The organism is Pseudomonas reinekei, from assembly GCF_001945365.1.
Taxonomy (GTDB): domain Bacteria; phylum Pseudomonadota; class Gammaproteobacteria; order Pseudomonadales; family Pseudomonadaceae; genus Aquipseudomonas; species Aquipseudomonas reinekei.
The window spans coordinates 301040-325950 of the sequence record NZ_MSTQ01000007.1 but is presented as its reverse complement, the minus strand read 5'-3'; the positions used below and the strand labels follow the sequence as shown (position 1 = coordinate 325950).

The window sequence follows — 24911 nt, the reverse complement described above, 5'->3', positions numbered from 1 at the left end:
TCTACAGCAGCCTCATTTGCTGTCAAGTGGTTATTTTCAGAAGTTTTCAAGGATTTCCTCAACAACTTCAACCACTTGCGCTTTCGATCTCTCGTCAGCGGGAGGCGAATTCTACAGCGTTACACGCCGCTGTCAACACCTCTTTTTCAACTTCCTTCTGGCTTCGATGACCTGAAGCTACTTGCTGCCGAAAACTGCGTAACTCGTTGTTTACCAAGGAGTTTTCCGTTTCGACTGCGCCGGAAGTGGGGCGAATTATAGACATCTGAAATCTGCCGTCAAGCACTGATTTTGGTTTTCTATCAATAAGTTACGAAGGGGCCGAAAATGGCCCCCGCTACTGACAGCAAAATCGAGCCTCTATATAGAAGGCACCCTCAGAGCACTCCCGCTTCTTTGAAAGCAGCCACCACCCCGGCATCAAGACCAAGGACCCTCTGCAGGACCTCCAACGTGTGTTCACCCAACAATGGCGGCGCATGGCGATACTGGACCGGTGTCTCGGACAAACGAATCGGGCTCGCCACCTGGGGTACCATTCCCGCCAGCGCATGCGGCAATTCAATAGCCAGCCCACGCGCCTTGACCTGCGGATCGGCAAACATCTGCGCCAAATCGTTGATCGGCCCGCATGGCACACCTGCCTGCTCCAGCTGAGCCACCCATTCAGCAGTGGTCTTGAACACCGTCACCTGACGGATCAGCGGAATCAGCACTGCCCGGTTTGCCACCCGCACCTTGTTGGTTGCGAAGCGAGGGTCATCTGCCCATTGAGGCTGTCCAGCCACCTCCGCGAACTTGCGGAACTGCCCGTCATTACCCACGGTAAGGATGAAATCGCCGTCAGCTGTAGGAAAGTCCTGATAAGGCACGATGTTCGGATGAGCATTGCCCAAGCGTTTCGGCGCATTACCCGTCGTCAGGTAATTCATCGCCTGGTTGGCCAGGCAGGCCACCTGTACATCCAGCAGCGCCATATCGATATGCTGCCCGCCACCGTCATGATCCCGGTGCGCAAGCGCAGCGAGGATTGCTACCGTGGAATAGAGCCCCGTCAGGATGTCAGTCAGCGCAACGCCGACTTTTACCGGGCCGGCACCCTCCTCGCCTTCAGGTCGCCCCGTCAGACTCATGAGACCACCAAGCCCCTGAATCATGAAGTCGTAGCCCGCGCGCTTGGCATAGGGCCCGGTTTGACCAAAGCCGGTGATCGAGCAATAGATCAGATCCGGATTAATCGCCCTAAGCGTCTCGTAGTCCAGCCCATACGCTGCCAGACCACCTACCTTGAAGTTCTCGATCAGGATGTCCGACTTGGCGGCCAACTCACGCACCAGCCTCTGTCCCTCCGGACGCGTGAAGTCGATAGTCACCGATTGCTTGTTGCGATTGGCTGACAAGTAATAGGCAGCCTCACTGGTGTTCTCGCCATAAGCGTCCTTTAGGAATGGCGGACCCCAGGCGCGCGTGTCATCGCCATTACCCGGGCGCTCGACCTTGATCACTTCGGCGCCAAGGTCGGCGAGGATCTGCCCAGCCCACGGCCCGGCCAGTACCCGCGATAAATCCAGTACCCGCAGATGCGAAAGCGCGCCCATGGCCGTTCTCCTATTAATAGAACGCCTGAATGCCGGTTTGTGCGCGACCGAGGATCAGCGCGTGGACGTCATGCGTACCTTCATAGGTATTCACCACTTCCAGGTTGACCAGGTGACGGGCAACACCGAACTCATCGGAAATACCGTTGCCACCCAACATGTCGCGAGCCATGCGCGCGATGTCCAGGGACTTGCCGCACGAGTTACGCTTCATCATCGAGGTGATTTCGACAGCCGCAGTACCCTCGTCCTTCATGCGCCCCAGACGCAGGCAACCTTGCAGCGCCATGGTGATTTCAGTCTGCATGTCGGCCAGTTTCTTCTGGATCAGTTGAGTGGCAGCCAATGGGCGGCCGAACTGCTGACGATCCAGGGTGTACTGGCGAGCGGTATGCCAGCAGAACTCGGCAGCACCGAGCGCGCCCCACGAAATGCCGTAACGCGCGGAGTTGAGACAGGTGAAAGGACCTTTCAAGCCACGCACATCCGGGAAAATGTTCTCTTCCGGCACGAACACGTTATCCATGACGATTTCACCGGTGATCGACGCGCGCAGGCCAACCTTGCCATGAATCGCCGGAGTGCTCAGGCCTTTCCAGCCCTTCTCCAGAACGAAGCCGCGGATATCACCCGCATCGTCCTTGCCCCAAACCACAAACACGTCGGCGATCGGGCTGTTGGTGATCCACATCTTGTTGCCGGTCAGGCTGTAACCGCCTTCGACTTTGCGCGCACGAGTAATCATCGCACCCGGATCGGAGCCGTGGTTTGGCTCAGTCAGGCCGAAGCAGCCAATCCACTCGCCCGTGGCCAGCTTCGGCAGGTATTTCTGCTTCTGCGCTTCGGTACCGAATTCATTGATCGGCACCATCACCAGCGAGGACTGCACACTCATCATCGAGCGATAGCCGGAGTCGACACGCTCGACTTCACGGGCAATCAGGCCGTAGCTGACATAGTTCAGGCCGCTGCCACCGTATTGCTCAGGAATGGTTGCCCCCAACAGGCCCACTTCACCCATCTCGCGAAAGATCGCCGGATCGGTCTTTTCATGGCGGAAAGCTTCGAGAACGCGCGGTGCGAGCTTCTGCTGAGCGAATTGTGCAGCAGTGTCGCGAATCATGCGTTCTTCTTCGGTGAGCTGTTGATCCATCAGCAGGGGATCAATCCAGTTGAAGCTAGCTTTACCGGCCATGAGTGTGTCCTCTCGAAACAGGTCAAATAACGTGGACTGATCCTAGGCCGGGCTCGGTTTCTGGGCAAACGAGGATTTCGCATACTGTTGTGCTAATTTCTCACTCCGAAACGTCGCTCAACGCATTTAAGGCGATGTATTAGTGAGGTTGACGTACATGCGCAGGAAGATACCCAGCACAACCGCCCTGATCAGTTTTGAAGCGGCAGCGCGACACGAAAGCTTTACCAAGGCAGCCGAAGAGCTTTCGCTGACCCAGGGAGCTATTTGCCGACAGATCGCCAGCCTGGAGGAGTTCCTTAACGTGGAACTCTTCCGACGCTCACGGCGCGGAGTAAAGCTGACCGAAGCCGGGCTTTCCTACAGCCGCCGGGTTGCCACTCAGCTAGACGCAGTCGAGCGCGATACCTTGTCAGTGATGGGCCAGCAGGGAGCCAACGTGATCGAATTGGCCGTGGTGCCAACCTTCGGCACCCAGTGGTTACTGCCGCGGCTTAAAGACTTCCAGCACAAGCATCCGGAAGTGACGGTCAACCTGACCAACCGTACGCGCCCCTTCCTGTTTGCCGACACCGACTTCGATGCCGCGATTTACTTCGGCGACGCGGATTGGCCGGGTACAGAATCCCACCGCTTGATGGGCGAGAATCCGATGCCCGTATGCAGTCCCGTCTTACTCGGAAAGAAGACCACTCTGACTCCCAGCGAAATCGCAGAATTCCCCCTCCTGCAACAGACCACCCGGCCCTACGCCTGGCGACAGTGGTTCAACTCTCAGCACCTGAATATCCCCCGCGACATGACAGGCCCGCGCTACGAGCTATTCTCCATGCTCGCCCAAGCGGCGATGCACGACATGGGAATTGCGTTGATTCCGCCCTTCCTGATTCAACGCGAGTTGGCCGAGAAACGCCTGGTCATCGCCAACCCTCAGGCGCTCTCCAGCATCAAGGCCTATTACTTGATGATTCCTGAGCGAAAGGTCGAATCTGCCTCTTTAAGGGCTTTTCGAGATTGGCTGGTCAATCAAGCGCATAGCTACAGCCTAGAAGGATAGAGGCCTAGCGCCGCTAGCTGACCCCGTAGTCAATAAATATTTAACCCTACAGATATACGGATATGTCGCATTAACACAAACTGTTTGACGAAGCAGTACAAACGTCCCACAAGCGCCTGATGACGCGGCTTTGCGCCACTATTTAGGGTCAATGCCGCGTCATTCATATGAACGATGTGTAAATTCCTGAATTTCGGCCAGAATCCTTACAAGGCGCGGCCTGCAAGGGATTGAACCGGCCAGTTGCGACATTCGGTCACGGGGTGACTTGTAGTTAATTTTCCGTCACCCGTCATAATCCCTTGAAGGGCACAAAGTTCGCCTGCAAAATGCCGCGCCCCGCCCTGATTTGGCGGGATCGTGCTGATCGGCCGCCCCAGCCGCACCATCCGTAGTGCATGGGTTTACTCAATAAGATCACGCAGGAGATTTGACGTGCACATTGGTGTTCCTCTCGAAACCCAGACGGGTGAAACACGGGTTGCTGCAACCCCGGAAACCATCAAGAAGCTGATCGGCCAGGGTCATAAGGTCACTGTACAAAGCGGCGCCGGCATCAATGCCAGTGTTGTCGACAGTGCCTATGAAGCGGCAGGCGCAAGCATTGGCAGCGCCAGCGATGCGTTTGATGCAGAGCTGATCCTTAAGGTAGTCGCCCCCAGCGACAGCGAGCTCGCACTGATCAAGAGCGGCACCGTTGTGGTGGGCATGCTCAATCCGTTCAGTAATGAAACCATCGCCAAGATGGCCGAATGCGGCATTACCGCGTTTGCGCTGGAAGCTGCGCCACGTACTTCCCGCGCCCAGAGCCTGGATGTGCTGTCGTCGCAAGCCAACATCGCCGGCTATAAGGCTGTGTTGCTGGCAGCCCATTACTATCCGCGCTTCATGCCGATGCTGATGACCGCTGCAGGAACCGTGAAAGCGGCGCGCGTGCTGATTCTCGGCGCCGGTGTTGCCGGCTTGCAGGCAATCGCTACGGCGAAACGCCTGGGTGCGGTGATCGAAGCGTCAGACGTGCGTCCTGCGGTAAAGGAACAAATCGAATCCCTCGGCGCCAAGTTCGTCGACGTACCGTACGAGACCGACGAGGAGCGTGAGTGCGCCGTTGGAGTGGGCGGTTACGCACGCCCCATGCCAGCCAGCTGGATGCAGCGCCAGGCCGTGGCCGTACACGAACGCGCCAAGCAGGCCGACATCGTCATCACCACCGCGCTGATTCCGGGCCGCAAGGCACCGACTCTGTTGAGCGCGGAAACCGTGGCGCAGATGAAACCAGGCTCGGTGGTCATCGACCTTGCCGCGGCCCAAGGTGGTAACTGCCCGCTGACCGTGGCTGACCAGGTGGTTGTCGAGAATGGCGTGACCATTGTCGGCCCGACCAATCTGGCCGGCGCCGTGGCGGCTGACGCTTCGGCGCTGTACGCCCGCAACCTGCTGGACTTCCTGAAGCTGGTCTTCACCAAGGAAGGCCAGTTCGAGATCAACCTCGAAGACGACATCGTCGCCGCGTGCCTGATGTGCCGCGACGGCCAAGTCATCCGCAAAAACGCCTAAGCAGGGATTCAGACGATGGAAGAGCTTATCTCCCCCGGTATCTACAACCTGATCATCTTCGTGCTGGCGATTTATGTCGGTTATCACGTGGTCTGGAACGTTACGCCTGCGCTGCACACGCCCCTGATGGCCGTGACCAACGCCATCTCGGCGATCGTAATCGTCGGCGCCATGCTCGCTGCCGCTCTGACCGTGACGCCACTGGGTAAAACCATGGGCACGCTGGCGGTGGCCCTGGCCGCGGTGAACGTGTTCGGTGGCTTCCTGGTCACCCGCCGCATGCTTGAGATGTTCAAGAAAAAAGCCCCGAAAGCCGTAAAAGAAGAGGCGCCGAAGTAATGAGCATGAACCTTGTAACGACGCTCTACCTGATCGCGTCGATCTGCTTCATTCAGGCCCTCAAGGGCCTGTCGCACCCGACCACTTCGCGTCGCGGCAACCTGTTCGGCATGCTCGGCATGGCATTGGCCATCCTGACGACCGTTGGCCTCATCTATAAGCTGGGCGCCGAGCTGGCCACGGCGGGTATCGGTTACGTAATAGTCGGCCTGCTGATCGGCGGCACCGCCGGTTCGATCATGGCCAAGCGCGTTGAAATGACCAAGATGCCGGAACTGGTTGCGTTCATGCACAGCATGATCGGTCTGGCCGCGGTGTTCATTGCCATTGCGGCGGTAGTTGAGCCGCAATCGCTGGGCATCGTCAAGCAACTGGGCGACTCGATTCCGGCCGGTAACCGTCTGGAGCTGTTCCTTGGCGCAGCCATTGGTGCAATCACCTTCTCCGGTTCGGTGATCGCATTCGGCAAGCTGTCGGGCAAGTACAAGTTCCGTCTGTTCCAGGGCGCACCGGTACAGTTCAGCGGTCAGCACAAACTGAACCTGCTGCTTGGTGTTGCCACTCTGGTCCTGGGCGTGACCTTCATGTTGACCGGCAGCCTGACCGCCTTCGCCTTGATGCTGGCTCTGGCCTTCATCATGGGCGTGCTGATCATCATCCCGATCGGTGGCGCCGACATGCCGGTGGTGGTGTCGATGCTCAACAGCTACTCCGGCTGGGCGGCGGCGGGTATCGGCTTCTCGTTGAACAACTCGATGCTGATCATTGCCGGTTCGCTGGTAGGCTCGTCCGGTGCGATCCTCTCGTACATCATGTGCAAGGCGATGAACCGCTCCTTCTTTAATGTGTTGCTCGGCGGTTTCGGCAATACCGCTGACGCGGGTCCAGCAGGCGCCAAGGAAGCCCGCCCGGTGAAATCCGGCTCGGCTGACGACGCGACCTTCCTGCTGACCAATGCCGACACCGTGATCATCGTCCCGGGCTATGGCCTGGCGGTAGCACGGGCGCAGCATGCGCTGAAAGAACTGACCGAGAAGCTGACCCACCGCGGCGTGACCGTGAAGTACGCGATCCACCCGGTTGCCGGGCGTATGCCGGGTCACATGAACGTGTTGCTGGCCGAGGCCGAAGTGCCTTACGACCAGGTGTTCGAGATGGAAGACATTAACTCCGAGTTTGGCCAGGCCGACGTGGTCCTGGTGCTGGGCGCCAACGACGTGGTGAACCCTGCCGCGAAGAACGATCCGAAATCGCCGATTGCCGGCATGCCGATTCTCGAAGCGTTCAAGGCCAAGACCATCATCGTCAACAAGCGCTCGATGGCCAGCGGCTATGCCGGCCTGGACAACGAACTGTTCTACCTCGACAAAACCATGATGGTGTTCGGCGACGCCAAGAAAGTCATCGAAGACATGGTTAAAGCCGTCGAGTAATTCACCTGGCACTACTGGAACGCCCCGATTCGTCGGGGCGTTTTTGTTTGTGCAAAACATCAGACAATCTGCGCCTTTGTTACCGATCCGGTAACGGTGTTTTGCTTGAAAACCCCGGAATAGACGCCTCGTTTGCGACCTTGGTAGCGGGACACGAGCGAGGAAAATTAACTAGACTGCGCGTCCTGATACCCGTTGCCCGAGATAACAATCCATGTACCGTGACCGTATTCGCCTGCCATCGTTGTTGGACAAAGTGATGAGCGCGGCCGAAGCCGCCGCTCTGATTCAGGACGGCATGACCGTTGGCATGAGCGGCTTCACCCGCGCCGGCGAAGCCAAGGCCGTACCCCACGCACTGGCTGAACGAGCCAAGGTCACGCCGCTGAAGATCAGCCTGATGACCGGCGCCAGCCTGGGCAACGACCTCGACAAGAAACTCACCGAAGCCGGCGTCCTGTCACGACGCATGCCGTTCCAGGTCGACAGCACCCTGCGCAAGGCGATCAACGCCGGCGAGGTGATGTTCATCGACCAACACCTTTCGGAAACCGTCGAGCAACTGCGCAACCAGCAACTCAAGTTGCCGGACATCGCAGTAATCGAAGCCGTAGCGATCACCGAGCAAGGCCATATCGTACCGACCACGTCCGTGGGCAACTCCGCCAGCTTCGCGATTTTCGCCAAGCACGTGATCGTCGAGATCAATCTGGCGCACAACCCGAATCTCGAAGGCCTGCATGACATTTATATTCCGACCTATCGCCCGACCCGCACGCCGGTTCCATTGGTAAAGGTCGACGATCGCATTGGCAGTACCGCCATCCCTATTCCTCCGGAAAAGATCGTCGCCATCGTGGTCACCCATCAGCCGGACTCTCCGTCCACCGTGCTGCCGCCCGACACTGACACCCAAGCCATCGCCGACCATTTGATTGGCTTCTTCAAGCAGGAAGTGAAGGCCGGGCGCATGACCAACAAGCTCGGACCGTTGCAAGCCGGGATCGGCACGATCGCCAACTCGGTGATGTGCGGCCTGATCGACTCGCCTTTCGAAGACCTGACGATGTATTCCGAAGTGCTGCAGGACTCGACGTTCGACCTGATCGACGCCGGCAAGCTGAGCTTTGCATCGGGCAGTTCGATCACCCTCTCCAGCCGCCGCAATGCCGATGTGTTCGGTAACCTGGAGCGCTACAAAGACAAACTGGTGCTGCGGCCCCAGGAGATTTCCAACCACCCTGAAGTGGTGCGTCGCCTTGGGATCATCGGTATCAACACGGCGCTGGAGTTCGACATCTATGGCAACGTCAACTCCACCCATGTCTGCGGCACGCGGATGATGAACGGTATTGGCGGCTCGGGCGACTTTGCGCGCAATGCGCACCTGGCAATCTTCGTGACCAAGTCGATTGCCAAGGGCGGCGCGATTTCCAGCGTGGTGCCGATGGTCAGCCATGTCGATCACACTGAGCATGACGTCGACATTCTGGTCACCGAAGTCGGACTGGCCGACCTGCGAGGCCTGGCGCCTCGCGAACGCGCCCGGGTCATCATCGACAACTGCGTGCACCCGGACTATCGCCAGGCCCTCAACAGTTACTTCGAAACCGCTTGCGCGGCAGGCGGACACACTCCGCACATTCTGCGCGATGCCCTGAGCTGGCACATGAACCTGGAAGAAACCGGGCGCATGATCGCGGTGTAATTGGTACAGATTGCCGCTGACGCAAACACAGTTTCGTCAGCTGGCGATCATCAACCCTATTTTTCTAAAAAACTGTACTTCTGTACTGGTCAATTCCTACAGCCACACCCTACAAAACCCAGGCCAACGCCCAAAAATGCACCAATATGGCGCCGATAGGTACAGTTGCCTCAAATTCGACCAGTACACCCCCTATAAACAGTTAACTGAGCCCTCACAATACAGATGAACTGTATCTACAGAGACTAGGCAAACGAGAGGATCATGGGCACCAGTTAAACCACTACCTAATCCCGCCACAAGCGGAAGGATGTCAACCATGGAACGTACACTCAGTTCCGAACTGTTCTTCGAAGACACTGCTGCAAAAACCCAGGCTTCCATGCCTCTGCGCGTTATCGCCAACCTGATGTTGTGGCAGCGCCGCATCTCCAGCCGCCACCAATTGGCTCGCCTGGATTCGCGTCTGCTGGCTGATGCCGGGATTAGCGAAGCACAACGCTACGAAGAGCTGAGCAAGCCGTTCTGGCGCTAAGTTAGCGTCGCTGGCTCTGACCTGAAGGGTCAATCGCCAGCAACCCGAATTGAAAAAGCAAAACCCGTCGTGAGAAATCACGACGGGTTTTGTCGTTTCCGGGTCCGGAAAAGCAAACCAGTACAGCTTCCAGGATTACCAATAAAACCAGAACAGTTTACTGCTCACCTTGATCTACGCCATCTGGCTTAGTAAGTGTTTTTTCTCCAAGACTGTTCGAACCCGCATACTCCAGCCTAATATCAAGTCAGAACGTGGCGAACGCCGGGTGTCTGGCGTCTGATTGCTCAGTTACTGCGCCATCTCTCTATCCGTTTATCCAAAGGAGTTACACCATGACCCGCCTTCGCCTGCTCAGCGCTGCAGCCCTGCTTGCCGTGGCTGCCAATGCCCACGCCACCAGCTTCATCGTGACCACCGATGCCGTCGTCGGTGCACTCAAAGCCACCTCCGATGCGACCTCCGACGTCACGTCTTCCTTTAAAGACGACAAGATTGTGCTCGCGGCCCGTGACGACGCCGCCAGCTTCGTCGCCAGCGAAGGCGCGATCCGCGGGGTAAAACTGGAGAGCGCGATGGACCACATTCGGCACCAGGCGCCACAACTGATGGCTACCGATGCGCAATTGGCGCAGGCGATCCTGACGATCTAAGCGTTTGCCTTGATTTGGGACACGTCCAACGTGTCCCAATGTTTCCAGGCTGGCTCCAGACCGGGCGTTGCGCTAGCCTTGGGACTCACTTTCAATAGTCGAGTCCCATGGGTTTTCTTTCAAAGACATTCGTCCTCCCCGTGTTTTTTGCGGCCACCTGCTCGGGTTCGGCCTACGCTTTTGACGCTTTCAATCTGTCGACCCAAGGCACCGTAGCCAGTGGTTACGCCACAAGCTTGGTGACCTCCGCGCCCTTCGACCATAAACTGCTGCTCGCCGCCCGGGATGATGCTGCGGCATTCATTGCCAGTGACGGCCAACTGAGAGGCGCACAGCTGGAGTCGGCCCTGTCTTACCTGCGCCGGACCCAGCCAAAACTTCATGCCAGCGACCTTGAACTGGCACAGGCAATTCTCGTCCAATAGCTATCCCAAGTTTCTCCGGAGTCGTTCCATGCGTAGCCCGCTGATTGCCGCCACCCTTGGCCTGCTGTTGTTGGCTGATGTGGCCCAGGCCCATACCCTGGTTGCCACCAGTAACATTCTTATCCGCGCGACTCAGCGCTCACTCGATTTTACGTCCGATACCACCACGTCCATTCGCGATTCGAAAATCGTCCGCGAAGCTCAAGACGACGCCGCCAGTTTCGTCGCCAGCAACGGAGACATCCGTGGTGCGCACCTGGAGTCGGCTTTCAATTTGTTGCGCACGCGCGTTCCGGAAGCCCGAGACGCCAGTGATCAGGATCTCGCTGAAGCCATCCTCGCACTGTGAGGTCTCCAGCAGCCTGGCTGTTGGCCGGCGCCATGTTGCTGCTCGGCAACATGGCCCACGCCGACCTTGAACTCCACCTCAAGACCGAAGGCCTGAGCCCCGCGCAACAGCAGGCCAGCCAGACGTTGCTTGATGAAGCGATGCAGGCCTTGCCGCCGCATTTCATCAAGCAGCTCGACCGGCGTATCGACGTCGGCTGGACCGATAAGATGCCCGCCAACGCCTACGGCCAGGCATCGCCGGTGTCTGAGCTCGATCTGAACCGCAACCTGCTGGCGAGCCTTACGGATGGCAGCGCCGCAACCAAGAAAACCAATCGCCCCCACGGCACTGTGCGCCGCGAAATGCTGGCCACCGTGCTGCACGAACTCACCCACATCTATGATCGCTCGCGCCTTTGGCCCCAGGGGCAACGCACGCTGATTCAACGTTGCACCCGGCAAGACAGCAGCTCAGGACTGGTCGGTATTGCAGATCAATGCCGAGGCCAGTCAGGCCGCCGCTTCACCCTCAGCGACGATCCCCGCCTGCTCGACCTCGCCGGCTGGCCGCAATACGTCGGTCGTCGCGGCGAGCGCGAACAGCACAACCGTCAGATCGCCCGCAGCCCGGACATCTACGAGACCAGCAGCCCCAAGGAGTTCGTCGCGGTCAATATGGAGTATTTCCTCCTCGACCCGAGCTACGCCTGCCGTCGTCCCGCGCTGTACCGCTATTACAAAGAACACTTTGGCTGGGCCCCAGCCGCCAAAAGCGCCTGCGGCAAAACCTTCGCCTTCCTCAACGCCGGCAATGACTTTGCCAAAACGCCACTGGGCCAGGTCGATCCGGAGCGGGTGTACGCCGTCGACTATTTGTTGGCCGAGGCCAATCAGAACTGGGTCAGCCGTTGGGGTCACAGCATGTTGCGCCTGGTGATCTGCGCACCGGGCCGACCACGCGGGCCGGATTGTCGGTTGGATCTGGACCAGCATCTGGTCCTGTCTTACCGAGCCTTCGTCGGCGACGTGCAGTTGTCGAGCTGGGATGGCCTGGTGGGCAAATATCCCTCACGCCTGTTTGTGTTGCCGCTGGCCCAGGTCATCGACGAGTACACCAAGACCGAATTGCGCAGCCTGGCGTCCGTGCCATTGAACCTCTCGCGCAGTGAGATTGAAGGCGTGGTGGAACGCGCCGCCGAAATGCACTGGAGTTACGACGGCAACTACTTTTTCCTCTCCAACAACTGCGCCGTCGAGGAACTGAAGCTTCTGCGCAGCGGCACCAACAACTCAAAACTGGTGTCTCTGGACAACATCATGCCCAACGGCCTGCTGGAAGTGCTGAAAGGGCGCGGGCTGGCGGATACCAGCGTGCTGGACGATCCAAGGGAAGCACTGCGCCTGGGCTATCGGTTCGACTCGTTCCGGGATCGCTATCAAGCGATGTTCGAAGTTTTGAAAAAGCACTTGCCGGTGAAACAGGAAACTGTCGAGGACTGGCTGGACTTGAAGGCTGCGGAACGTCGCACGTGGTTCGAACAGGCCGACTTGCGCACCAGCGCGGCCCTGTTGCTGCTGGAGCAAGCGAGTTTCAGACGTCAGATGTTGCTGGCTCAGGACGAAGTCAAACAGCGTTATCTGGGCGCTCGTGAGCTGAAAAACGGCGGAATGGACAAGGCCAACGCGACGCTGAGGCAAATCCTCGACAACAGTGGCTTTCTTAGCCGACCGGCAGAACTGCTTGGCAGCGGCGGGTACGGCTTGCCGCAACCGCATGAATGGCAGCGCCTGGAGTCGGAAACCAGCCTGCGGCAAAAGCAGCTTCAGGCTTTGACCGGGGATCTGGACAAGGAAGTACGAGCATTGCTCGAGCCGTCTCGAGCAGCGGAAATGGCTGCTAACGAAGCCAACGTGAAACAGATTGGCGAGCACTTGCGCAAGTTGCACAAAGCGTCGGGTGGGCTGGAGTTGCCTTGAGGTTAAAAAAGCAAAGATCGCAGCCTTCGGCAGCTCCTACATGGAAATGTATTCCCTGTAGAAGCGGCCGAAGCTGCGATCTGGCTTTAATTCCTCTGTATCAGGAGCTATATCTTTAGCTGACGCGGGCCTTACGCACGCCGTCGGCCAGCGCCGAGCACAGGCTCAATACGCCATCGATTGCCTGATCCGGCGTTGCGGCATTGGCGATGTGATCGATCAACGCCGACCCCACCACCACACCATCGGCCAGACGTGCGATAGCCGCTGCCTGTTCTGGCGTGCGAATGCCAAAACCGATACTGATCGGCAGATCGGTATGGCGACGCAGGCGAGCGACCGCCTCTTCGACGTGTTCCAGCGTAGCCGCGCCAGCACCGGTCACCCCGGCAACCGACACGTAGTACACGAATCCGGAACTGCCATTGAGCACGGTTGGCAGCCGCACGTCATCGGTAGTCGGCGTGGTCAGGCGGATGAAGTCGATGCCGGCTGCCTGAGCCGGGTCGCACAGTTCGCCGTTATGCTCGGGCGGCATGTCGACCACGATCAGACCATCGACACCGGCTTCTTTCGCTTCGGCGATGAAGCGTGGCACGCCGTACATGTGGATCGGGTTGAAGTAACCCATCAGGACCAGTGGGGTTTGGTTGTTGTCCTTGCGGAACTCGCGGACCATTTCCAGGGTTTTCGCCAGGTTCTGCTTGGCACCCAGGGCACGGATGTTGGCGAGCTGGATCGCCGGGCCGTCGGCCATCGGATCGGTAAAGGGCATGCCCAGCTCGATCACATCGGCACCCGCTCCCGGCAAGCCTTTGAGGATGGCCAACGAGGTCTCGTAACTCGGGTCGCCAGCGGTCACGAAAGTCACCAGAGCGGCGCGGTTCTGTTCCTTGAGTTCGGCAAAACGTGTTTGCAGGCGGCTCATCAGTGTTTCTCCTGCTTGGATTGTTCCATGTGGTGCATCACGGTTTGCATGTCTTTGTCGCCACGGCCGGACAGGTTGACCACCATCAAGTGATCCTTCGGCAGGCTCGGTGCGCGTTTGAATACTTCAGCCAGGGCATGGGCGCTTTCCAGCGCTGGAATGATCCCTTCCAGGCGGCAGCATTGATGGAACGCCGCGAGGGCTTCGTCGTCAGTCACCGAGGTGTACTGAACACGGCCGATGTCATGCAACCAGGCGTGTTCCGGGCCGATGCCCGGGTAATCGAGGCCGGCGGAAATCGAGTGAGCGTCGATGATCTGACCATCCTCGTCCTGCAGCAGGAAGGTGCGGTTACCGTGCAGCACGCCCGGTACGCCACCGTTGAGGCTGGCCGCATGCTTGCCGGTTTCAATACCGTAACCGGCGGCTTCAACACCGATGATTTCAACGCTTTTGTCATCGAGGAACGGATGGAAAAGGCCCATGGCGTTGGAACCACCGCCGATGCACGCCACCAGGCTGTCCGGCAGGCGGCCTTCCTGAGCTTGCAGTTGATCACGGGTTTCCTTGCCGATAACGGCCTGAAAATCGCGAACCATCGCTGGATACGGGTGCGGGCCAGCCACAGTGCCAATCAGGTAGAAGGTGCTGTCGACGTTGGTCACCCAGTCACGCAAGGCTTCGTTCATCGCGTCCTTGAGAGTGCCGGTGCCGGCTACGACCGGAATCACTTCGGCACCCAGCAACTTCATGCGAAATACGTTGGCCTGCTGACGCTCAATGTCAGTGGTGCCCATGTAGATCACGCAGTCGAGACCAAAACGTGCGGCGACGGTGGCCGTTGCCACGCCATGCATGCCAGCGCCGGTTTCGGCAATGATGCGTTTTTTGCCCATGCGTCGCGCCAGCAGGATCTGGCCGATGCAATTGTTGATCTTGTGCGCGCCGGTGTGGTTCAGCTCTTCACGCTTGAGGTAAATCTTCGCGCCGCCGCAGAACTCGGTCAGGCGTTCAGCGAAATAAAGCGGGCTTGGACGTCCGACATAGTCGCGCTGGAAGTAGGCCAATTCTTCCTTGAACGCAGGATCTTCCTTGGCTGCTTCGTATTCGCGGGCCAGATCGAGGATCAAAGGCATCAGGGTTTCAGCGACGTAACGGCCGCCGAACGCGCCAAACAGGCCGTTGGCATCAGGGCCGTTGCGCAGATTAGTCTGGGTCATTTGGGCGCTCCAGTTGAATGCGTGAAAGAGTGCATAAGAGTCAGTGGGGTCCACTCTACCCCTGACATCCCCGACTGAAAACCGATAAGATCGCCACAACCTGTCAGGAAAACTCACAGATAAAATGAGCCACGACCTCCCCCCGCTCAATGCACTTCGCGCTTTCGAAGCGACCGCCCGCCTGAACAGCGTCAGTCAGGCTGCGGAGCAACTGCACGTAACCCACGGCGCTGTCAGCCGGCAGCTCAAGTTGCTTGAAGAGCATCTCGGCGTGAGCCTTTTCATCAAAGAAGGTCGTGGCCTTAAACTCACAGATGCCGGTATGCGCTTACGCGACGCCAGCGCTGAAGCCTTCGAACGCTTGCGTTCGGTCTGCGCAGAACTCACACAAAGCACGGCCGACGCACCGTTTGTGCTGGGCTGCTCCGGGAGCTTGCTGGCACGCTGGTTCATTCCACGTCTCGGACGGTTGAATGCCGACCTGCCGGACCTGCGTTTGCACCTGTCTGCCGGCGAAGGCGATCTCGATCCGCGTCGCCCGGGCCTGGATGCGTTGCTGGTGTTTGCCGAACCGCCCTGGCCCGCGGACATGCAGGTCTTCGAACTGGCCAGCGAACGGATCGGTCCGGTCATGAGCCCGCGTTTCACCGGCTACGAACGCCTGAAAACGGCACCGCCCACGGCCCTGCTCAATGAGTCTTTGCTGCACACGACTTCACGTCCGCAAGCCTGGCCCAACTGGGCACAGCAAAGCTGCCTCGACGCCAAGACGTTGAAGTACGGGCAGGGTTTCGAACATTTATATTATTTGCTGGAAGCGGCCGTGGCCGGGCTGGGCGTCGCGATTGCCCCGGAGCCTTTGGTGGCCGAAGACTTGAAGGCCGGCCGTCTGGTTGCGCCATGGGGCTTTCGCGAAACCCAGGCGCATCTGGCGCTGTGGTTGCCCAAGCGCGCCGCGGACGGGCGCGCCCGGCAACTGGCGCAATGGCTCAAGAATGAGCTGCGCCAGACGGATCAGTCGCCGCGTTTGCACAACAGGTAGGCCGCCAACAGGCCCAGTGCACCGACGGCAACACCCGCTGTAGTCCACGGGTGTTCCTGAGCGTAGTCCCGAGTGGCAATGCCGGTCTCGCGGGTTTTGACCTTGACCTCTTCATAGGCATCGGCGAGCAGATGGCGCGAATGCCGCAGTGCGCTTTCAGCGTTACCTTTGAGCACTTTAAGGGTCTTACGCGACTCGTCCGAGGCGTCGTCCTTCAGGTTTTCCAAGGATTTGAGCAGACTCTCGATCTCCGCTTCCATACTTTGCAATGAGGCTTTACGTAAAGAACTGTTGGCCATGGTGGCTCTCCTGCATTGTTGATGAGTGGCGTGTGTTGATTGGGACTTCAGGGCATCGAGAAAGTGCAGTAAATGTGAACTTCCGTGTCGGATCGGGCGACAGAAGTAAGACAGAAATTCACTGCTAGGCTGTATTCACACCCAAAGGAGAACGCCCATGTCTGACCATCACACCTACAAGAAAGTCGAACTGGTTGGCTCGTCCACCAGCAGCATCGAAGATGCGATTAACAATGCCCTGGCTGAAGCAGCCAAAAGCATCAAGCACCTGGAATGGTTTGAAGTGACCGAAACCCGTGGGCATATCAAGGACGGCAAGGCTGCGCACTTTCAGGTGACGCTCAAAGTCGGATTCCGGATTGCCAGCAGCTGAGTGTCGGCCCGTCTTCTGAACTTGCGCGCTGGCCGATTGCCATAGGACATGGCAAAGCGCCACATAAGTGCGTCCGGCCTATGCTGGGCGCCTCTTTGATCCGACCGGGGATGCAACAGATGAAGAAGTTTATTTTGGCGATAGGTTTATTGAGCCTTGCAGGCACCGCGTTCGCCGACGGTAAGCCATGCGAAGAGCTCAAAGCGGAAATCGCAGCGAAACTGGATGCCAAGGGCGTTGCCGGGTATTCGCTGGAAATCGTCGATAAAGGCGCCGAGGCCGGCGGAAAAGTGGTCGGCACGTGTGAAAGCGGCACCAAAGTCATCGTCTACAAGCGATAGCCTGATTTCTTGAACCAATAAAATAAAAAGCCGACGCCATGGCGTCGGCTTTTTTATGCCGGCTTGACCATCAGCCTTTCATGACTTGTGCCAGCAGTTCGTAAGAATGCAGACGATCGGAATGTTCGTACAGGTCGCAGGTAAAAATCAGCTCGTCAGGCTGAGTCTGTTCGACCAACACGTCCAGTCTGGCGCGGATTTTCTCCGGGCTGCCAATCATCGCCAGGCCCAGGAAGTCACTCACGGCTTCTCGCTCGTGAGGCAGCCACAGGCCATCCATGGTTTTCACCGGTGGGCGCTGAACCAGGCTCTGGCCGCGCATCAGGGCGAGAATACGCTGGAATACTGAGGTGGCCAGATAGTCGGCCTGTTCATCGGTATCTGCCGCCACCAGCGGTACGCCGAGCATCACATAGGGTTTATCCAGGACCGCGGAAGGCTTGAAGTGATTGCGGTAGACGCGAATCGCCTCGTGCATGAAACGCGGTGCGAAATGTGACGCAAAGGCGTAAGGCAAACCCCGTTCGCCTGCCAGTTGCGCACTGAACAGGCTGGAGCCCAACAGCCAGATCGGAACATTCGTACCGGTGCCGGGCATTGCGATAACGCGCTGGTCCGGCGTACGAGGGCCGAGGTAACGCACCAGTTCTGCCACATCTTCCGGAAAATCGTCGGCGCTGCCGGAGCGTTCTCGGCGCAACGCGCGAGCGGTCATCTGGTCCGAACCCGGCGCACGTCCGAGGCCCAGGTCGATCCGCCCGGGATAGAGGCTTTCCAGGGTGCCGAACTGTTCAGCGATCACCAGTGGCGCGTGATTGGGCAGCATCACCCCACCCGAACCAACGCGAATGGTCGATGTGCCACCTGCCAGATAACCTAACAGCACCGAGGTTGCGGAACTGGCAATGCCATCCATATTGTGGTGTTCGGCGACCCAAAAGCGTTGGTAGCCGAGCTTTTCGACATGTTGTGCCAGGTCCAGCGAGTTGCGCAGGGACTGTGCCGGACTGCCATTTTCCCGCACGGGTACCAGATCGAGGGTCGAAAACTTGATATCGGACAGTCGTTTCATAAACCTGCTTCTCCAATTGAGGGCGCAGGTTTTTTCTCGCGAACGAAAACCTGCCGAATCCAAAGGCGTGTTTCATGCAATGAGGGCATATACCCGAGTTTCAATAGCAGGAGGAAAATTCCTACCAAAAAAGCGGACCGATCAGATGGGGTGAACTTTACGCCACGGTCTATCCTCAGAACCCTAGCGAACGAAACCACAAAGGCGCGATGTTTCGCGCCGGCTCTTGGAGGCGACAGGCATGGCTATCATCAAGAAAGCATCGGCCCATTGGGAAGGTGATCTGAAAACCGGCATCGGCTCGATTTCCACGGAAACCGGTGTGCTGCGGGAAGCGCCCTACGGCTTCAAGGCGCGCTTCGAAGGCGGCAAGGGCACCAACCCTGAAGAACTGATCGGCGCCGCGCACGCGGGTTGTTTTTCCATGGCGTTCTCCATGATCCTCGGCGACGCGGGCCTCAAGGCTGACAGCATCGATACCCAAGCCGAAGTCACACTGGATCAGGTGGACGGTGGGTTTGCCATCACGGCCGTGAAACTGATCCTCAAGGCCAAAATTCCCGGCGCCAGCCAGGCGCAGTTCGAGGAACTGAGCAACAAGGCCAAGGAAGGTTGCCCGGTTTCCAAGGTACTGAATGCGAGGATCACCCTGGATGCGACGTTGCTGAGTTAAAACTTGGTAGAGATTGCAGCCTTCGGCATCTACTGCCACCTCAGCCAGGAGCCGCCTAGGCTGCGATCTTTTTTGCCTTGAAACAAAACAACACGCGCAAAACTATGGTCGAATAAATGACAGCAGCAATAAACGCATGCCCCATGCGCGCTGCCTCAAGGGAGCCTCAACCATGAAACGTTTTGCCTTGGTGGTTATCTGTTGCACGCTGGCCACATCGGCCTTTGCCGCACCAAAACCCTGTGAAGAACTCAAGGCCGAAATCGAAGCCAAGATCCAGGCCCAAAAGGTTGCTTCCTATACCCTGGAAATCGTCACTAATGACGAAGTGCACGACCAGAACATGGTGGTCGGCTCTTGCGAAGGCGGCACCAAGAAAATCATCTACCAGAAGAACGATCGCTGACCGACTTCACGGCACACAGTTGATCTGGCGCTCTTCAGCGACGATTTCACGTTTGGCGTTAAACAGGCGTGCCTGCGGGGTGAATGCCATGGATCGGGCTTGCAACACGTAACGCTGACCGGCTTCAAAATGATCGTACTTGATGATCATGTAGCACAGCCGTTCCGTGGAACCGTTGAACAAGTCCGCACCTCCGCCAGGCACTTCAAAATCGAAGCGAACCGTCAGCTCATGGCTACCGGGCGTGACCTGGAAATAACGCCCTTCGCGCAAGCGCTGGTTATCCAGTCGCTCGGCCATCAACAATTTGTCGTTTGGGAAAGGCGTGGAGAAGTCGACCCACGCCATTTGCGGATTAGCAGCCGGCATCGGCGCCGAACAGCCGGCGACCGCGCTTGCGGTCAGTAACAGCATCAACCTGCGCATGATGAGTATCCCGATGTCTGAATACTCAGAATAGCGCCGATCAAGTGCGTTGGCAGCCTGCCGGTGTACCCTGTCCTATGACTTTTCGCTGCTGATCGTAAAGTTTGGCCCACGGACGAAAGCCAATGTTGCCCGCTTGCAGTTGGTAACGTTCACCGGCGTTGAAGTCTTTGAATTTCACGTTCATCTGGCAATCACGCCACAGCGGCTCAGCATCGGGGCCGATATTGGTGGGCTCGACCGGGAACTGGTAGCGAACCGTCAACTCATGGCTGCCCGGCTGCACCTCGAAGTAACGCTTGTCGGTGGCCGCCTTGTTGTCCACCTCCACCGCCAGCAGGGCCGTGTCTTGCTGATGCGACTCCAGATCGATCCATGCCTGCGTCGGATCATGGTGAGGTAATCCGAACCCGGCACAACCGGCCAGCATCAGCAGGCCTCCCGTCAGCATCAACTTGCGCATAGCGGAGCTCCAGTCAAGCGGGATAGTCTTGCGAGCAGACTCTCCAGAGATTTTTATTTTGATCAGGCCGCGTCCAAGCCTTGGGTTACTTGATCGCGTTTTGCGCGTTTTGTTTCCGGGTGTGTTGTTTTTGTTGCTCAACGGTTGCTCCAGCATCAGCTACTACAGTCAGCTGGCCAGCGGTCAGATGCAACTGCTGCGGGCTCGGGAGCCGGTTTCCGAGGTGATTGCCGACCCACAGCGCGATCAGAAACTGCGTGCGCACCTGGCCGAATCGCAGAAGGCCCGGACGTTCGCCAGCCAACAGCTGCACCTGCCGGATAACCAGAGTTACCGTTTGTACGCTGACATAGGCCGCCGTTACGTAGTCTGGAACGTGTTCGCTACGCCGGAATTTTCCCTGAAACCACAAAATCACTGTTTCCCCATTGCCGGCTGCGTGGCCTATCGTGGCTATTACAGCCAGAGCGCGGCTCGCGGTGAAGCGGCGTTGCAGCGCCTGCAAGGCCTGGACGTGTCGATTGGCGGTGTCGAGGCGTATTCGACGCTCGGCTGGTTCGACGATCCGATCATGAGTTCGATGATGGGCTGGGGCGACGAACGTCTGGCCACGCTGATTTTTCACGAACTGGCGCATCAACGCGTGTATGTGAAGGACGACACCGAGTTCAACGAGTCATTCGCCACCTTCGTCGAGCAGGAAGGCACCCGCCAATGGCGCGCATACCGTCACCTGCCACCGGAAAGCGGTGCGAAAGCGCAGCAACGGGATCAGTTCATTCAACTGGTTCTGGACAGCCGAACCCGCCTCGAAAAACTCTACGTCCAGCCATTGCCGCCGGAGCAAATGCGCCAGCGCAAAGCGGCGGAGTTCGAGCATCTGCGCAGCGCCTACCGACAAATGCGTGACCGCCAATGGGCCGGGGACAAACGTTATGACGCCTGGATCAATGCGCCGATGAACAATGCACGGTTGTTGCCGTTTGGCCTGTATGACCAGTGGGTGCCGGCATTTGCTGCGCTGTTCGAGAAGGAGGGCCGCGATTGGGTGAAGTTTTATGCGGCTGCGCAGAAACTGGGGGCGTTGCCGGTAGATGAGCGAAAAATGGCGCTCAACGTGTTGTCGGAATCAAAGAACATCAATGGCTGACAGGCCCCCATCGCGGGCAAACCCGCGATGGCGTACTGACTAGCACTGCAAAAACGCCTGATGCATCTCGTCCAGCGTTTCAAAATGGTAGGCCGGTGCTTCAGCGCTCAACTCTTCCCGACTGCCAAACCCGTACCCTACCGCCGCTGCGTCCAGGCCATTGCTACGTGCGCCGATCAGGTCGTGTTTGCGGTCGCCGATCATCAACGTGCTGGCCGGATCCAGGCCTTCTTCGGCCATCAAGTGCGCGATCAGCTCGACTTTGTTGGTCCGGGTGCCATCGAGCTCACTCCCATAAATCACCTTGAAATGCTTGGCGAAGTCGAAATGCCGGGCGATCTCACGGGCAAACACCCACGGCTTGGAGGTGGCGATGTACAGCTGTCGTCCTTGTCCGCTGAGGGTTTCCAATAGCGGTGTGACGCCGTCGAACACGCGGTTTTCGTACAGGCCGGTGACTTTGAAACGCTCCCGGTAGAAGTTCACTGCTTCCCAGGCCTTCGGCTCATCAAAGTCATAGAACTGCATGAATGCCTGCAACAGCGGCGGGCCGATGAAGTGCTCGAGCCGGGTCAGGTCGGGCTCATCGATGCCGAGCCTGCTCAAGGCGAACTGAATCGAACGCGTGATGCCTTCTCGCGGGTCGGTCAGCGTGCCATCGAGGTCAAATAAAACAGTTTGGTAATGCATGAAAAATCCTGGGTAAGAGAGAAGCGTTTCAGATTTGGTCGTAGCCTTCGGCCAGATGCAGATCCTTGAGCTTCACGTAGTTCGCCGCGCTGTAAGTGAAAAAGGCTTGTTCCTTGTCGGTCAGGGGGCGCACCTGCTTCACCGGACTGCCCACATACAAAAAGCCGCTCTCCAGGCGCTTGCCCGGTGGCACCAGGCTGCCGGCACCGATGATCACATCGTCGCCGACCACCGCGCCGTCCATGACAATGCTGCCCATGCCGATCAACACCCGGCTGCCTACGCTGCAACCGTGCAGCATGACTTTGTGAGCAATGGTCACGTCATCGCCGATCAACAGCGGGAACCCGTCAGGGTTGAACGGCCCGGCATGGGTGATGTGCAGCACGCAGCCGTCCTGCACGCTGGTGCGCGCGCCGATGCGGATGCGGTGCATGTCGCCGCGGATCACCGTCAATGGCCAAACCGAGCTGTCTTCGCCGATTTCGACGTCGCCGATCACCACCGCCGAGCGGTCGACAAAAGCGCCTTTACCCAGCAGCGGCGTGTGGTTCTGATACTTGCGAAGATTCACGATAGGGTTTCTCTCTGTTGCTGATAGCTGCGGTGAACGTCGATTGTAATTAAGATGGCTGCATGTTTCTTCCAGCCAAGGTGCCAACCGTGAGCGTGAACAACCCTCTTTTGCAGTCCTACGACCTGCCGCCGTTCTCCGCGATCCGCGCCGAGCATGTGCAACCGGCCATTGAACAGATCCTGGCTGACAACCGCGCCGCCATTATCGAGATCCTCAAGACCCAGGGCAAACAACCGACCTGGGCCGGCCTGGTGCTGGCGATGGACGAGCTCAACGATCGCCTGGGCGCCGCGTGGAGCCCGGTCAGCCACTTGAATGCCGTGTGCAACAGCGCCGAATTGCGCGAAGCCTACGAGTCATGTCTGCCGGCCTTGAGCGCCTACTCCACTGAAATGGGCCAGAACCGTGAACTGTTCCAGGCCTATGAAGCCCTGGCCAACAGCCCGGAAGCCGCCGGTTTCGATGTCGCGCAAAAAACCATCCTGGAACACGCCCTGCGTGACTTCCGTCTGTCGGGTATCGACCTGCCGGAAGCCGAGCAGAAGCGTTACGCCGAAGTGCAGAGCAAATTGTCCGAGCTCGGCAGCCGCTTCTCCAACCAGTTGCTCGACGCGACCCAGGCCTGGACCAAGCACATCACTGATGAATCCGCCCTCGCCGGCCTGACCGATTCGGCCAAGGCGCAAATGGCCGCCGCCGCGCAAGCCAAAGAGCTGGATGGCTGGCTGATCACCCTGGAATTCCCGAGCTACTACGCGGTGATGACCTACGCCCACGACCGCGCATTGCGCGAAGAAGTCTACGCCGCCTACTGCACCCGCGCGTCGGACCAGGGCCCGAATGCCGGTCAGAACGATAACGGCCCGGTCATGGAAGAAATCCTCGACCTGCGTCAGGAGCTGGCACGACTGCTGGGTTTCGGCAGTTTCTCGGAATTGAGCCTGGCGACCAAAATGGCCGAGTCGAGCGATCAAGTGCTGAGTTTCCTGCGCGACCTGGCCCAACGCAGCAAGCCGTTCGCCGCCCAGGACTTGCAACAGCTCAAGGCTTACGCCGCCGAGCAGGGCTGCCCGGATCTGCAGAGCTGGGACAGCGGTTTCTACGGCGAAAAACTTCGCGAGCAGCGTTACAGCGTTGCCCAGGAAGCCCTTCGCGCCTACTTCCCCATCGATAAAGTGCTGGGCGGTCTGTTCGCCATTGTGCAACGTCTGTACGGCATCGAGATCGCCGAGCAGCAAGGTTTCGACACCTGGCACCCGGATGTACGCCTGTTCGAGATCAAGGAAAACGGCCAGCACGTCGGTCGCTTCTTCTTCGACCTCTACGCCCGCGCCAACAAGCGTGGCGGTGCCTGGATGGATGGCGCCCGCGACCGTCGCCGCACCGCCGAAGGTGTACTGCAAAGCCCGGTGGCGAACCTGGTCTGCAACTTCACCCCGGCTGACAGCGGCAAGCCCGCCCTGCTGACCCACGATGAAGTGACCACCCTGTTCCATGAGTTCGGTCATGGTCTGCATCACTTGCTGACGCGCGTCGAACACGCCGGGGTTTCCGGCATTAACGGTGTGGCCTGGGATGCGGTGGAGCTGCCAAGTCAGTTCATGGAAAACTGGTGCTGGGAGCCGGAAGGCCTGGCGCTGATTTCCGGTCATTACGAAACCGGCGAGCCACTTCCACAGGACCTGCTGCAGAAGATGCTCGCGGCGAAAAACTTCCAGTCCGGCCTGATGATGGTCCGCCAATTGGAGTTCTCGTTGTTCGACTTCGAGCTGCACGCCACCCACGGCGACGGTCGCAGTGTGCTGCAAGTGCTCGAAAGCGTGCGTGACGAGGTTTCAGTCATGCGTCCGCCGGCGTACAACCGTTTCCCCAACAGCTTCGCCCACATCTTCGCCGGTGGTTATGCGGCGGGCTACTACAGCTATAAATGGGCAGAAGTGCTGTCCGCCGATGCGTTCTCGAAATTCGAGGAAGAAGGCGTGCTCAACGCCAGTACTGGCCGTGCATTCCGTGAAGCGATCCTGGCGCGCGGTGGCTCGCAGGAGCCGATGGTGTTGTTCGTCGACTTCCGTGGCCGTGAGCCTTCGATTGACGCACTCTTGCGCCACAGCGGCCTGAGTGAGGACGCGGCAGCATGAGTGAGGGTCCCGTGATTACCAAACGACGCTTTATCGCCGGGGCGGTTTGCCCGGCCTGCAGCGAGCCGGACAAACTGATGATGTGGAACGAGGACAGCGTGCCGCACCGTGAGTGCGTGGCTTGCGGTTATTCCGATACGCTGAATGAACAAGGTCTGTCTGTGCCCAAGGAATTGGGCACCCGGGTCAATACGTCTGCCCTGAAAGCGCCGGATACCAAAGTTCAGGCCGTACAGTTTTTCCCGAACCCGAAGCTGAAAAAGAAAACTGAAGAGTAACTATCAGCTGAGAACGCCTTCCACTGCG

General features: G+C 58.5%; 29 protein-coding genes. 19 read left to right on the top strand and 10 right to left on the bottom strand.

The window, feature by feature from the left end; genetic code table 11:
- Positions 1-261: hypothetical protein (locus BVK86_RS29985; RefSeq protein WP_208609345.1), on the top strand; the 261-nt coding region annotated here is incomplete at its 5' end.
- Positions 262-377: 116 nt separating this feature from the next.
- Here BVK86_RS29985 and BVK86_RS14775 read toward each other — a convergent pair.
- Both BVK86_RS14775 and BVK86_RS14770 read right to left on the bottom strand, forming a co-directional pair.
- On the bottom strand, positions 378-1598 hold the full coding sequence (locus BVK86_RS14775; protein WP_075947121.1) for a CaiB/BaiF CoA transferase family protein: 1221 nt from the start codon (positions 1596-1598) through the stop codon (positions 378-380).
- A 13-nt stretch (positions 1599-1611) separates the two neighbouring features.
- Entirely contained in the window at positions 1612-2793 is a 1182-nt protein-coding gene (locus BVK86_RS14770; protein WP_075947120.1) for an acyl-CoA dehydrogenase, read from the bottom strand.
- A 157-nt stretch (positions 2794-2950) separates the two neighbouring features.
- On the opposite strand from BVK86_RS14770, the gene BVK86_RS14765 reads away from it, so the two are divergent.
- The 10 genes from BVK86_RS14765 (at position 2951) to BVK86_RS14720 (ending at position 12807) form a co-directional block, all read left to right on the top strand.
- Positions 2951-3850 carry a LysR family transcriptional regulator gene (locus BVK86_RS14765; protein WP_075947119.1) on the top strand — a complete coding sequence of 300 codons (900 nt, stop codon included), beginning with the start codon at positions 2951-2953 and terminating at the stop codon, positions 3848-3850.
- Positions 3851-4285: 435 nt separating this feature from the next.
- Positions 4286-5407: a Re/Si-specific NAD(P)(+) transhydrogenase subunit alpha gene (locus BVK86_RS14760; protein WP_075947118.1), complete on the top strand. Its 1122-nt coding sequence runs from the start codon at positions 4286-4288 to the stop codon at positions 5405-5407.
- Between the two features lie 15 nt (positions 5408-5422).
- Positions 5423-5746, top strand: a complete 324-nt coding sequence (locus BVK86_RS14755) for an NAD(P) transhydrogenase subunit alpha part 2 (protein ID WP_003187010.1) — start codon at positions 5423-5425, stop codon at positions 5744-5746.
- A complete protein-coding gene (locus BVK86_RS14750) occupies positions 5746-7179 on the top strand; it encodes an NAD(P)(+) transhydrogenase (Re/Si-specific) subunit beta (RefSeq protein WP_075947117.1) in 1434 nt (477 codons plus the stop codon). The genes BVK86_RS14755 and BVK86_RS14750 overlap by 1 nt, the downstream gene beginning before the upstream one ends.
- 214 nt (positions 7180-7393) lie before the next feature.
- On the top strand, positions 7394-8887 hold the full coding sequence (locus BVK86_RS14745) for an acetyl-CoA hydrolase/transferase family protein (RefSeq protein WP_075947116.1): 1494 nt from the start codon (positions 7394-7396) through the stop codon (positions 8885-8887).
- A 319-nt stretch (positions 8888-9206) separates the two neighbouring features.
- Entirely contained in the window at positions 9207-9422 is a 216-nt protein-coding gene (locus tag BVK86_RS14740) for a DUF1127 domain-containing protein (RefSeq protein ID WP_007902752.1), read from the top strand.
- A 335-nt stretch (positions 9423-9757) separates the two neighbouring features.
- Positions 9758-10075, top strand: a complete 318-nt coding sequence (locus tag BVK86_RS14735; protein WP_075947115.1) for a DUF2388 domain-containing protein — start codon at positions 9758-9760, stop codon at positions 10073-10075.
- 107 nt (positions 10076-10182) lie between these two features.
- Positions 10183-10500, top strand: a complete 318-nt coding sequence (locus BVK86_RS14730) for a DUF2388 domain-containing protein (protein WP_075947114.1) — start codon at positions 10183-10185, stop codon at positions 10498-10500.
- A 28-nt stretch (positions 10501-10528) separates the two neighbouring features.
- Positions 10529-10849 carry a DUF2388 domain-containing protein gene (locus BVK86_RS14725; RefSeq protein WP_075947113.1) on the top strand — a complete coding sequence of 107 codons (321 nt, stop codon included), beginning with the start codon at positions 10529-10531 and terminating at the stop codon, positions 10847-10849.
- The gene (locus tag BVK86_RS14720) at positions 10846-12807 is read left to right on the top strand and encodes a DUF7844 domain-containing protein (RefSeq protein WP_075947112.1); all 1962 of its coding nucleotides are present in this window, start codon (positions 10846-10848) and stop codon (positions 12805-12807) included. The genes BVK86_RS14725 and BVK86_RS14720 overlap by 4 nt, the downstream gene beginning before the upstream one ends.
- A gap of 115 nt (positions 12808-12922) precedes the next feature.
- On the opposite strand, the gene trpA is transcribed toward BVK86_RS14720, so the two are convergent.
- Both trpA and trpB read right to left on the bottom strand, forming a co-directional pair.
- Positions 12923-13735, bottom strand: coding sequence for a tryptophan synthase subunit alpha (trpA, locus tag BVK86_RS14715; RefSeq protein ID WP_075947111.1), 813 nt, complete (start codon positions 13733-13735; stop codon positions 12923-12925).
- Positions 13735-14955 (bottom strand): tryptophan synthase subunit beta, encoded by a 1221-nt coding sequence (gene trpB, locus BVK86_RS14710; protein ID WP_075947110.1) that lies wholly within the window; start codon positions 14953-14955, stop codon positions 13735-13737. Before trpB ends, trpA begins: the two co-directional genes overlap by 1 nt.
- Positions 14956-15079: 124 nt before the next feature.
- Between trpB and BVK86_RS14705 the strand changes: the two genes are divergently transcribed.
- On the top strand, positions 15080-15997 hold the full coding sequence (locus tag BVK86_RS14705) for a LysR family transcriptional regulator (RefSeq protein ID WP_075947109.1): 918 nt from the start codon (positions 15080-15082) through the stop codon (positions 15995-15997).
- Here the strand turns inward: BVK86_RS14705 and BVK86_RS14700 are convergent.
- Entirely contained in the window at positions 15970-16296 is a 327-nt protein-coding gene (locus BVK86_RS14700; protein ID WP_075947108.1) for an ElaB/YgaM/YqjD family protein, read from the bottom strand. The genes BVK86_RS14705 and BVK86_RS14700 overlap by 28 nt on opposite strands.
- Before the next feature lie 157 nt (positions 16297-16453).
- Between BVK86_RS14700 and BVK86_RS14695 the strand changes: the two genes are divergently transcribed.
- Both BVK86_RS14695 and BVK86_RS14690 read left to right on the top strand, forming a co-directional pair.
- On the top strand, positions 16454-16669 hold the full coding sequence (locus BVK86_RS14695) for a dodecin (protein ID WP_075947107.1): 216 nt from the start codon (positions 16454-16456) through the stop codon (positions 16667-16669).
- A 119-nt stretch (positions 16670-16788) separates the two neighbouring features.
- On the top strand, positions 16789-17010 hold the full coding sequence (locus tag BVK86_RS14690) for a DUF1161 domain-containing protein (RefSeq protein WP_075947133.1): 222 nt from the start codon (positions 16789-16791) through the stop codon (positions 17008-17010).
- A 70-nt stretch (positions 17011-17080) separates the two neighbouring features.
- On the opposite strand, the gene BVK86_RS14685 is transcribed toward BVK86_RS14690, so the two are convergent.
- On the bottom strand, positions 17081-18082 hold the full coding sequence (locus BVK86_RS14685) for an LLM class flavin-dependent oxidoreductase (protein ID WP_075947106.1): 1002 nt from the start codon (positions 18080-18082) through the stop codon (positions 17081-17083).
- A 241-nt stretch (positions 18083-18323) separates the two neighbouring features.
- Between BVK86_RS14685 and BVK86_RS14680 the strand changes: the two genes are divergently transcribed.
- Both BVK86_RS14680 and BVK86_RS14675 read left to right on the top strand, forming a co-directional pair.
- Complete coding sequence (locus tag BVK86_RS14680) at positions 18324-18755, top strand: OsmC family protein (protein WP_075947105.1); 432 nt, start codon at positions 18324-18326, stop codon at positions 18753-18755.
- A 172-nt stretch (positions 18756-18927) separates the two neighbouring features.
- Positions 18928-19161, top strand: a complete 234-nt coding sequence (locus BVK86_RS14675) for a DUF1161 domain-containing protein (protein ID WP_075947104.1) — start codon at positions 18928-18930, stop codon at positions 19159-19161.
- Between the two features lie 6 nt (positions 19162-19167).
- Here the strand turns inward: BVK86_RS14675 and BVK86_RS14670 are convergent, their stop codons facing one another.
- Complete coding sequence (locus BVK86_RS14670) at positions 19168-19587, bottom strand: PA0061/PA0062 family lipoprotein (protein WP_075947103.1); 420 nt, start codon at positions 19585-19587, stop codon at positions 19168-19170.
- Between the two features lie 40 nt (positions 19588-19627).
- Entirely contained in the window at positions 19628-20050 is a 423-nt protein-coding gene (locus BVK86_RS14665; RefSeq protein WP_075947102.1) for a PA0061/PA0062 family lipoprotein, read from the bottom strand.
- Between the two features lie 58 nt (positions 20051-20108).
- Here BVK86_RS14665 and BVK86_RS14660 point away from each other — a divergent pair, with 58 nt between their 5' ends.
- Entirely contained in the window at positions 20109-21200 is a 1092-nt protein-coding gene (locus BVK86_RS14660; protein WP_075947101.1) for an aminopeptidase, read from the top strand.
- Between the two features lie 39 nt (positions 21201-21239).
- Here BVK86_RS14660 and BVK86_RS14655 read toward each other — a convergent pair whose 3' ends face one another.
- Both BVK86_RS14655 and BVK86_RS14650 read right to left on the bottom strand, forming a co-directional pair.
- On the bottom strand, positions 21240-21890 hold the full coding sequence (locus BVK86_RS14655; protein WP_075947100.1) for an HAD family hydrolase: 651 nt from the start codon (positions 21888-21890) through the stop codon (positions 21240-21242).
- A 28-nt stretch (positions 21891-21918) separates the two neighbouring features.
- On the bottom strand, positions 21919-22464 hold the full coding sequence (locus BVK86_RS14650; RefSeq protein ID WP_075947099.1) for a gamma carbonic anhydrase family protein: 546 nt from the start codon (positions 22462-22464) through the stop codon (positions 21919-21921).
- A gap of 89 nt (positions 22465-22553) precedes the next feature.
- On the opposite strand from BVK86_RS14650, the gene prlC reads away from it, so the two are divergent.
- Positions 22554-24605: an oligopeptidase A gene (gene prlC / locus BVK86_RS14645; RefSeq protein ID WP_075947132.1), complete on the top strand. Its 2052-nt coding sequence runs from the start codon at positions 22554-22556 to the stop codon at positions 24603-24605.
- Positions 24602-24883, top strand: a complete 282-nt coding sequence (locus tag BVK86_RS14640) for a YheV family putative zinc ribbon protein (protein ID WP_075947098.1) — start codon at positions 24602-24604, stop codon at positions 24881-24883. Before prlC ends, BVK86_RS14640 begins: the two co-directional genes overlap by 4 nt.
- Positions 24884-24911 lie beyond the last annotated feature (28 nt).

Coding starts and splice junctions, on each gene's coding strand:
- BVK86_RS14775 (WP_075947121.1), bottom strand. CDS start 1,598: ATGGGCGCGCTTTCGCATCTGCGGGTACTGGATTTATCGCGGGTACTG.
- BVK86_RS14665 (WP_075947102.1), bottom strand. CDS start 20,050: ATGCGCAAGTTGATGCTGACGGGAGGCCTGCTGATGCTGGCCGGTTGT.
- BVK86_RS14725 (WP_075947113.1), top strand. CDS start 10,529: ATGCGTAGCCCGCTGATTGCCGCCACCCTTGGCCTGCTGTTGTTGGCT.
- BVK86_RS14700 (WP_075947108.1), bottom strand. CDS start 16,296: ATGGCCAACAGTTCTTTACGTAAAGCCTCATTGCAAAGTATGGAAGCG.
- BVK86_RS14680 (WP_075947105.1), top strand. CDS start 18,324: ATGGCTATCATCAAGAAAGCATCGGCCCATTGGGAAGGTGATCTGAAA.
- BVK86_RS14695 (WP_075947107.1), top strand. CDS start 16,454: ATGTCTGACCATCACACCTACAAGAAAGTCGAACTGGTTGGCTCGTCC.
- BVK86_RS14730 (WP_075947114.1), top strand. CDS start 10,183: ATGGGTTTTCTTTCAAAGACATTCGTCCTCCCCGTGTTTTTTGCGGCC.
- BVK86_RS14740 (WP_007902752.1), top strand. CDS start 9,207: ATGGAACGTACACTCAGTTCCGAACTGTTCTTCGAAGACACTGCTGCA.
- BVK86_RS14690 (WP_075947133.1), top strand. CDS start 16,789: ATGAAGAAGTTTATTTTGGCGATAGGTTTATTGAGCCTTGCAGGCACC.
- BVK86_RS14770 (WP_075947120.1), bottom strand. CDS start 2,793: ATGGCCGGTAAAGCTAGCTTCAACTGGATTGATCCCCTGCTGATGGAT.
- BVK86_RS14670 (WP_075947103.1), bottom strand. CDS start 19,587: ATGCGCAGGTTGATGCTGTTACTGACCGCAAGCGCGGTCGCCGGCTGT.
- BVK86_RS14755 (WP_003187010.1), top strand. CDS start 5,423: ATGGAAGAGCTTATCTCCCCCGGTATCTACAACCTGATCATCTTCGTG.
- BVK86_RS14735 (WP_075947115.1), top strand. CDS start 9,758: ATGACCCGCCTTCGCCTGCTCAGCGCTGCAGCCCTGCTTGCCGTGGCT.
- trpA (WP_075947111.1), bottom strand. CDS start 13,735: ATGAGCCGCCTGCAAACACGTTTTGCCGAACTCAAGGAACAGAACCGC.
- BVK86_RS14675 (WP_075947104.1), top strand. CDS start 18,928: ATGAAACGTTTTGCCTTGGTGGTTATCTGTTGCACGCTGGCCACATCG.
- BVK86_RS14640 (WP_075947098.1), top strand. CDS start 24,602: ATGAGTGAGGGTCCCGTGATTACCAAACGACGCTTTATCGCCGGGGCG.
- BVK86_RS14745 (WP_075947116.1), top strand. CDS start 7,394: ATGTACCGTGACCGTATTCGCCTGCCATCGTTGTTGGACAAAGTGATG.
- BVK86_RS14685 (WP_075947106.1), bottom strand. CDS start 18,082: ATGAAACGACTGTCCGATATCAAGTTTTCGACCCTCGATCTGGTACCC.
- BVK86_RS14705 (WP_075947109.1), top strand. CDS start 15,080: ATGAGCCACGACCTCCCCCCGCTCAATGCACTTCGCGCTTTCGAAGCG.
- BVK86_RS14750 (WP_075947117.1), top strand. CDS start 5,746: ATGAGCATGAACCTTGTAACGACGCTCTACCTGATCGCGTCGATCTGC.
- BVK86_RS14655 (WP_075947100.1), bottom strand. CDS start 21,890: ATGCATTACCAAACTGTTTTATTTGACCTCGATGGCACGCTGACCGAC.
- trpB (WP_075947110.1), bottom strand. CDS start 14,955: ATGACCCAGACTAATCTGCGCAACGGCCCTGATGCCAACGGCCTGTTT.
- BVK86_RS14765 (WP_075947119.1), top strand. CDS start 2,951: ATGCGCAGGAAGATACCCAGCACAACCGCCCTGATCAGTTTTGAAGCG.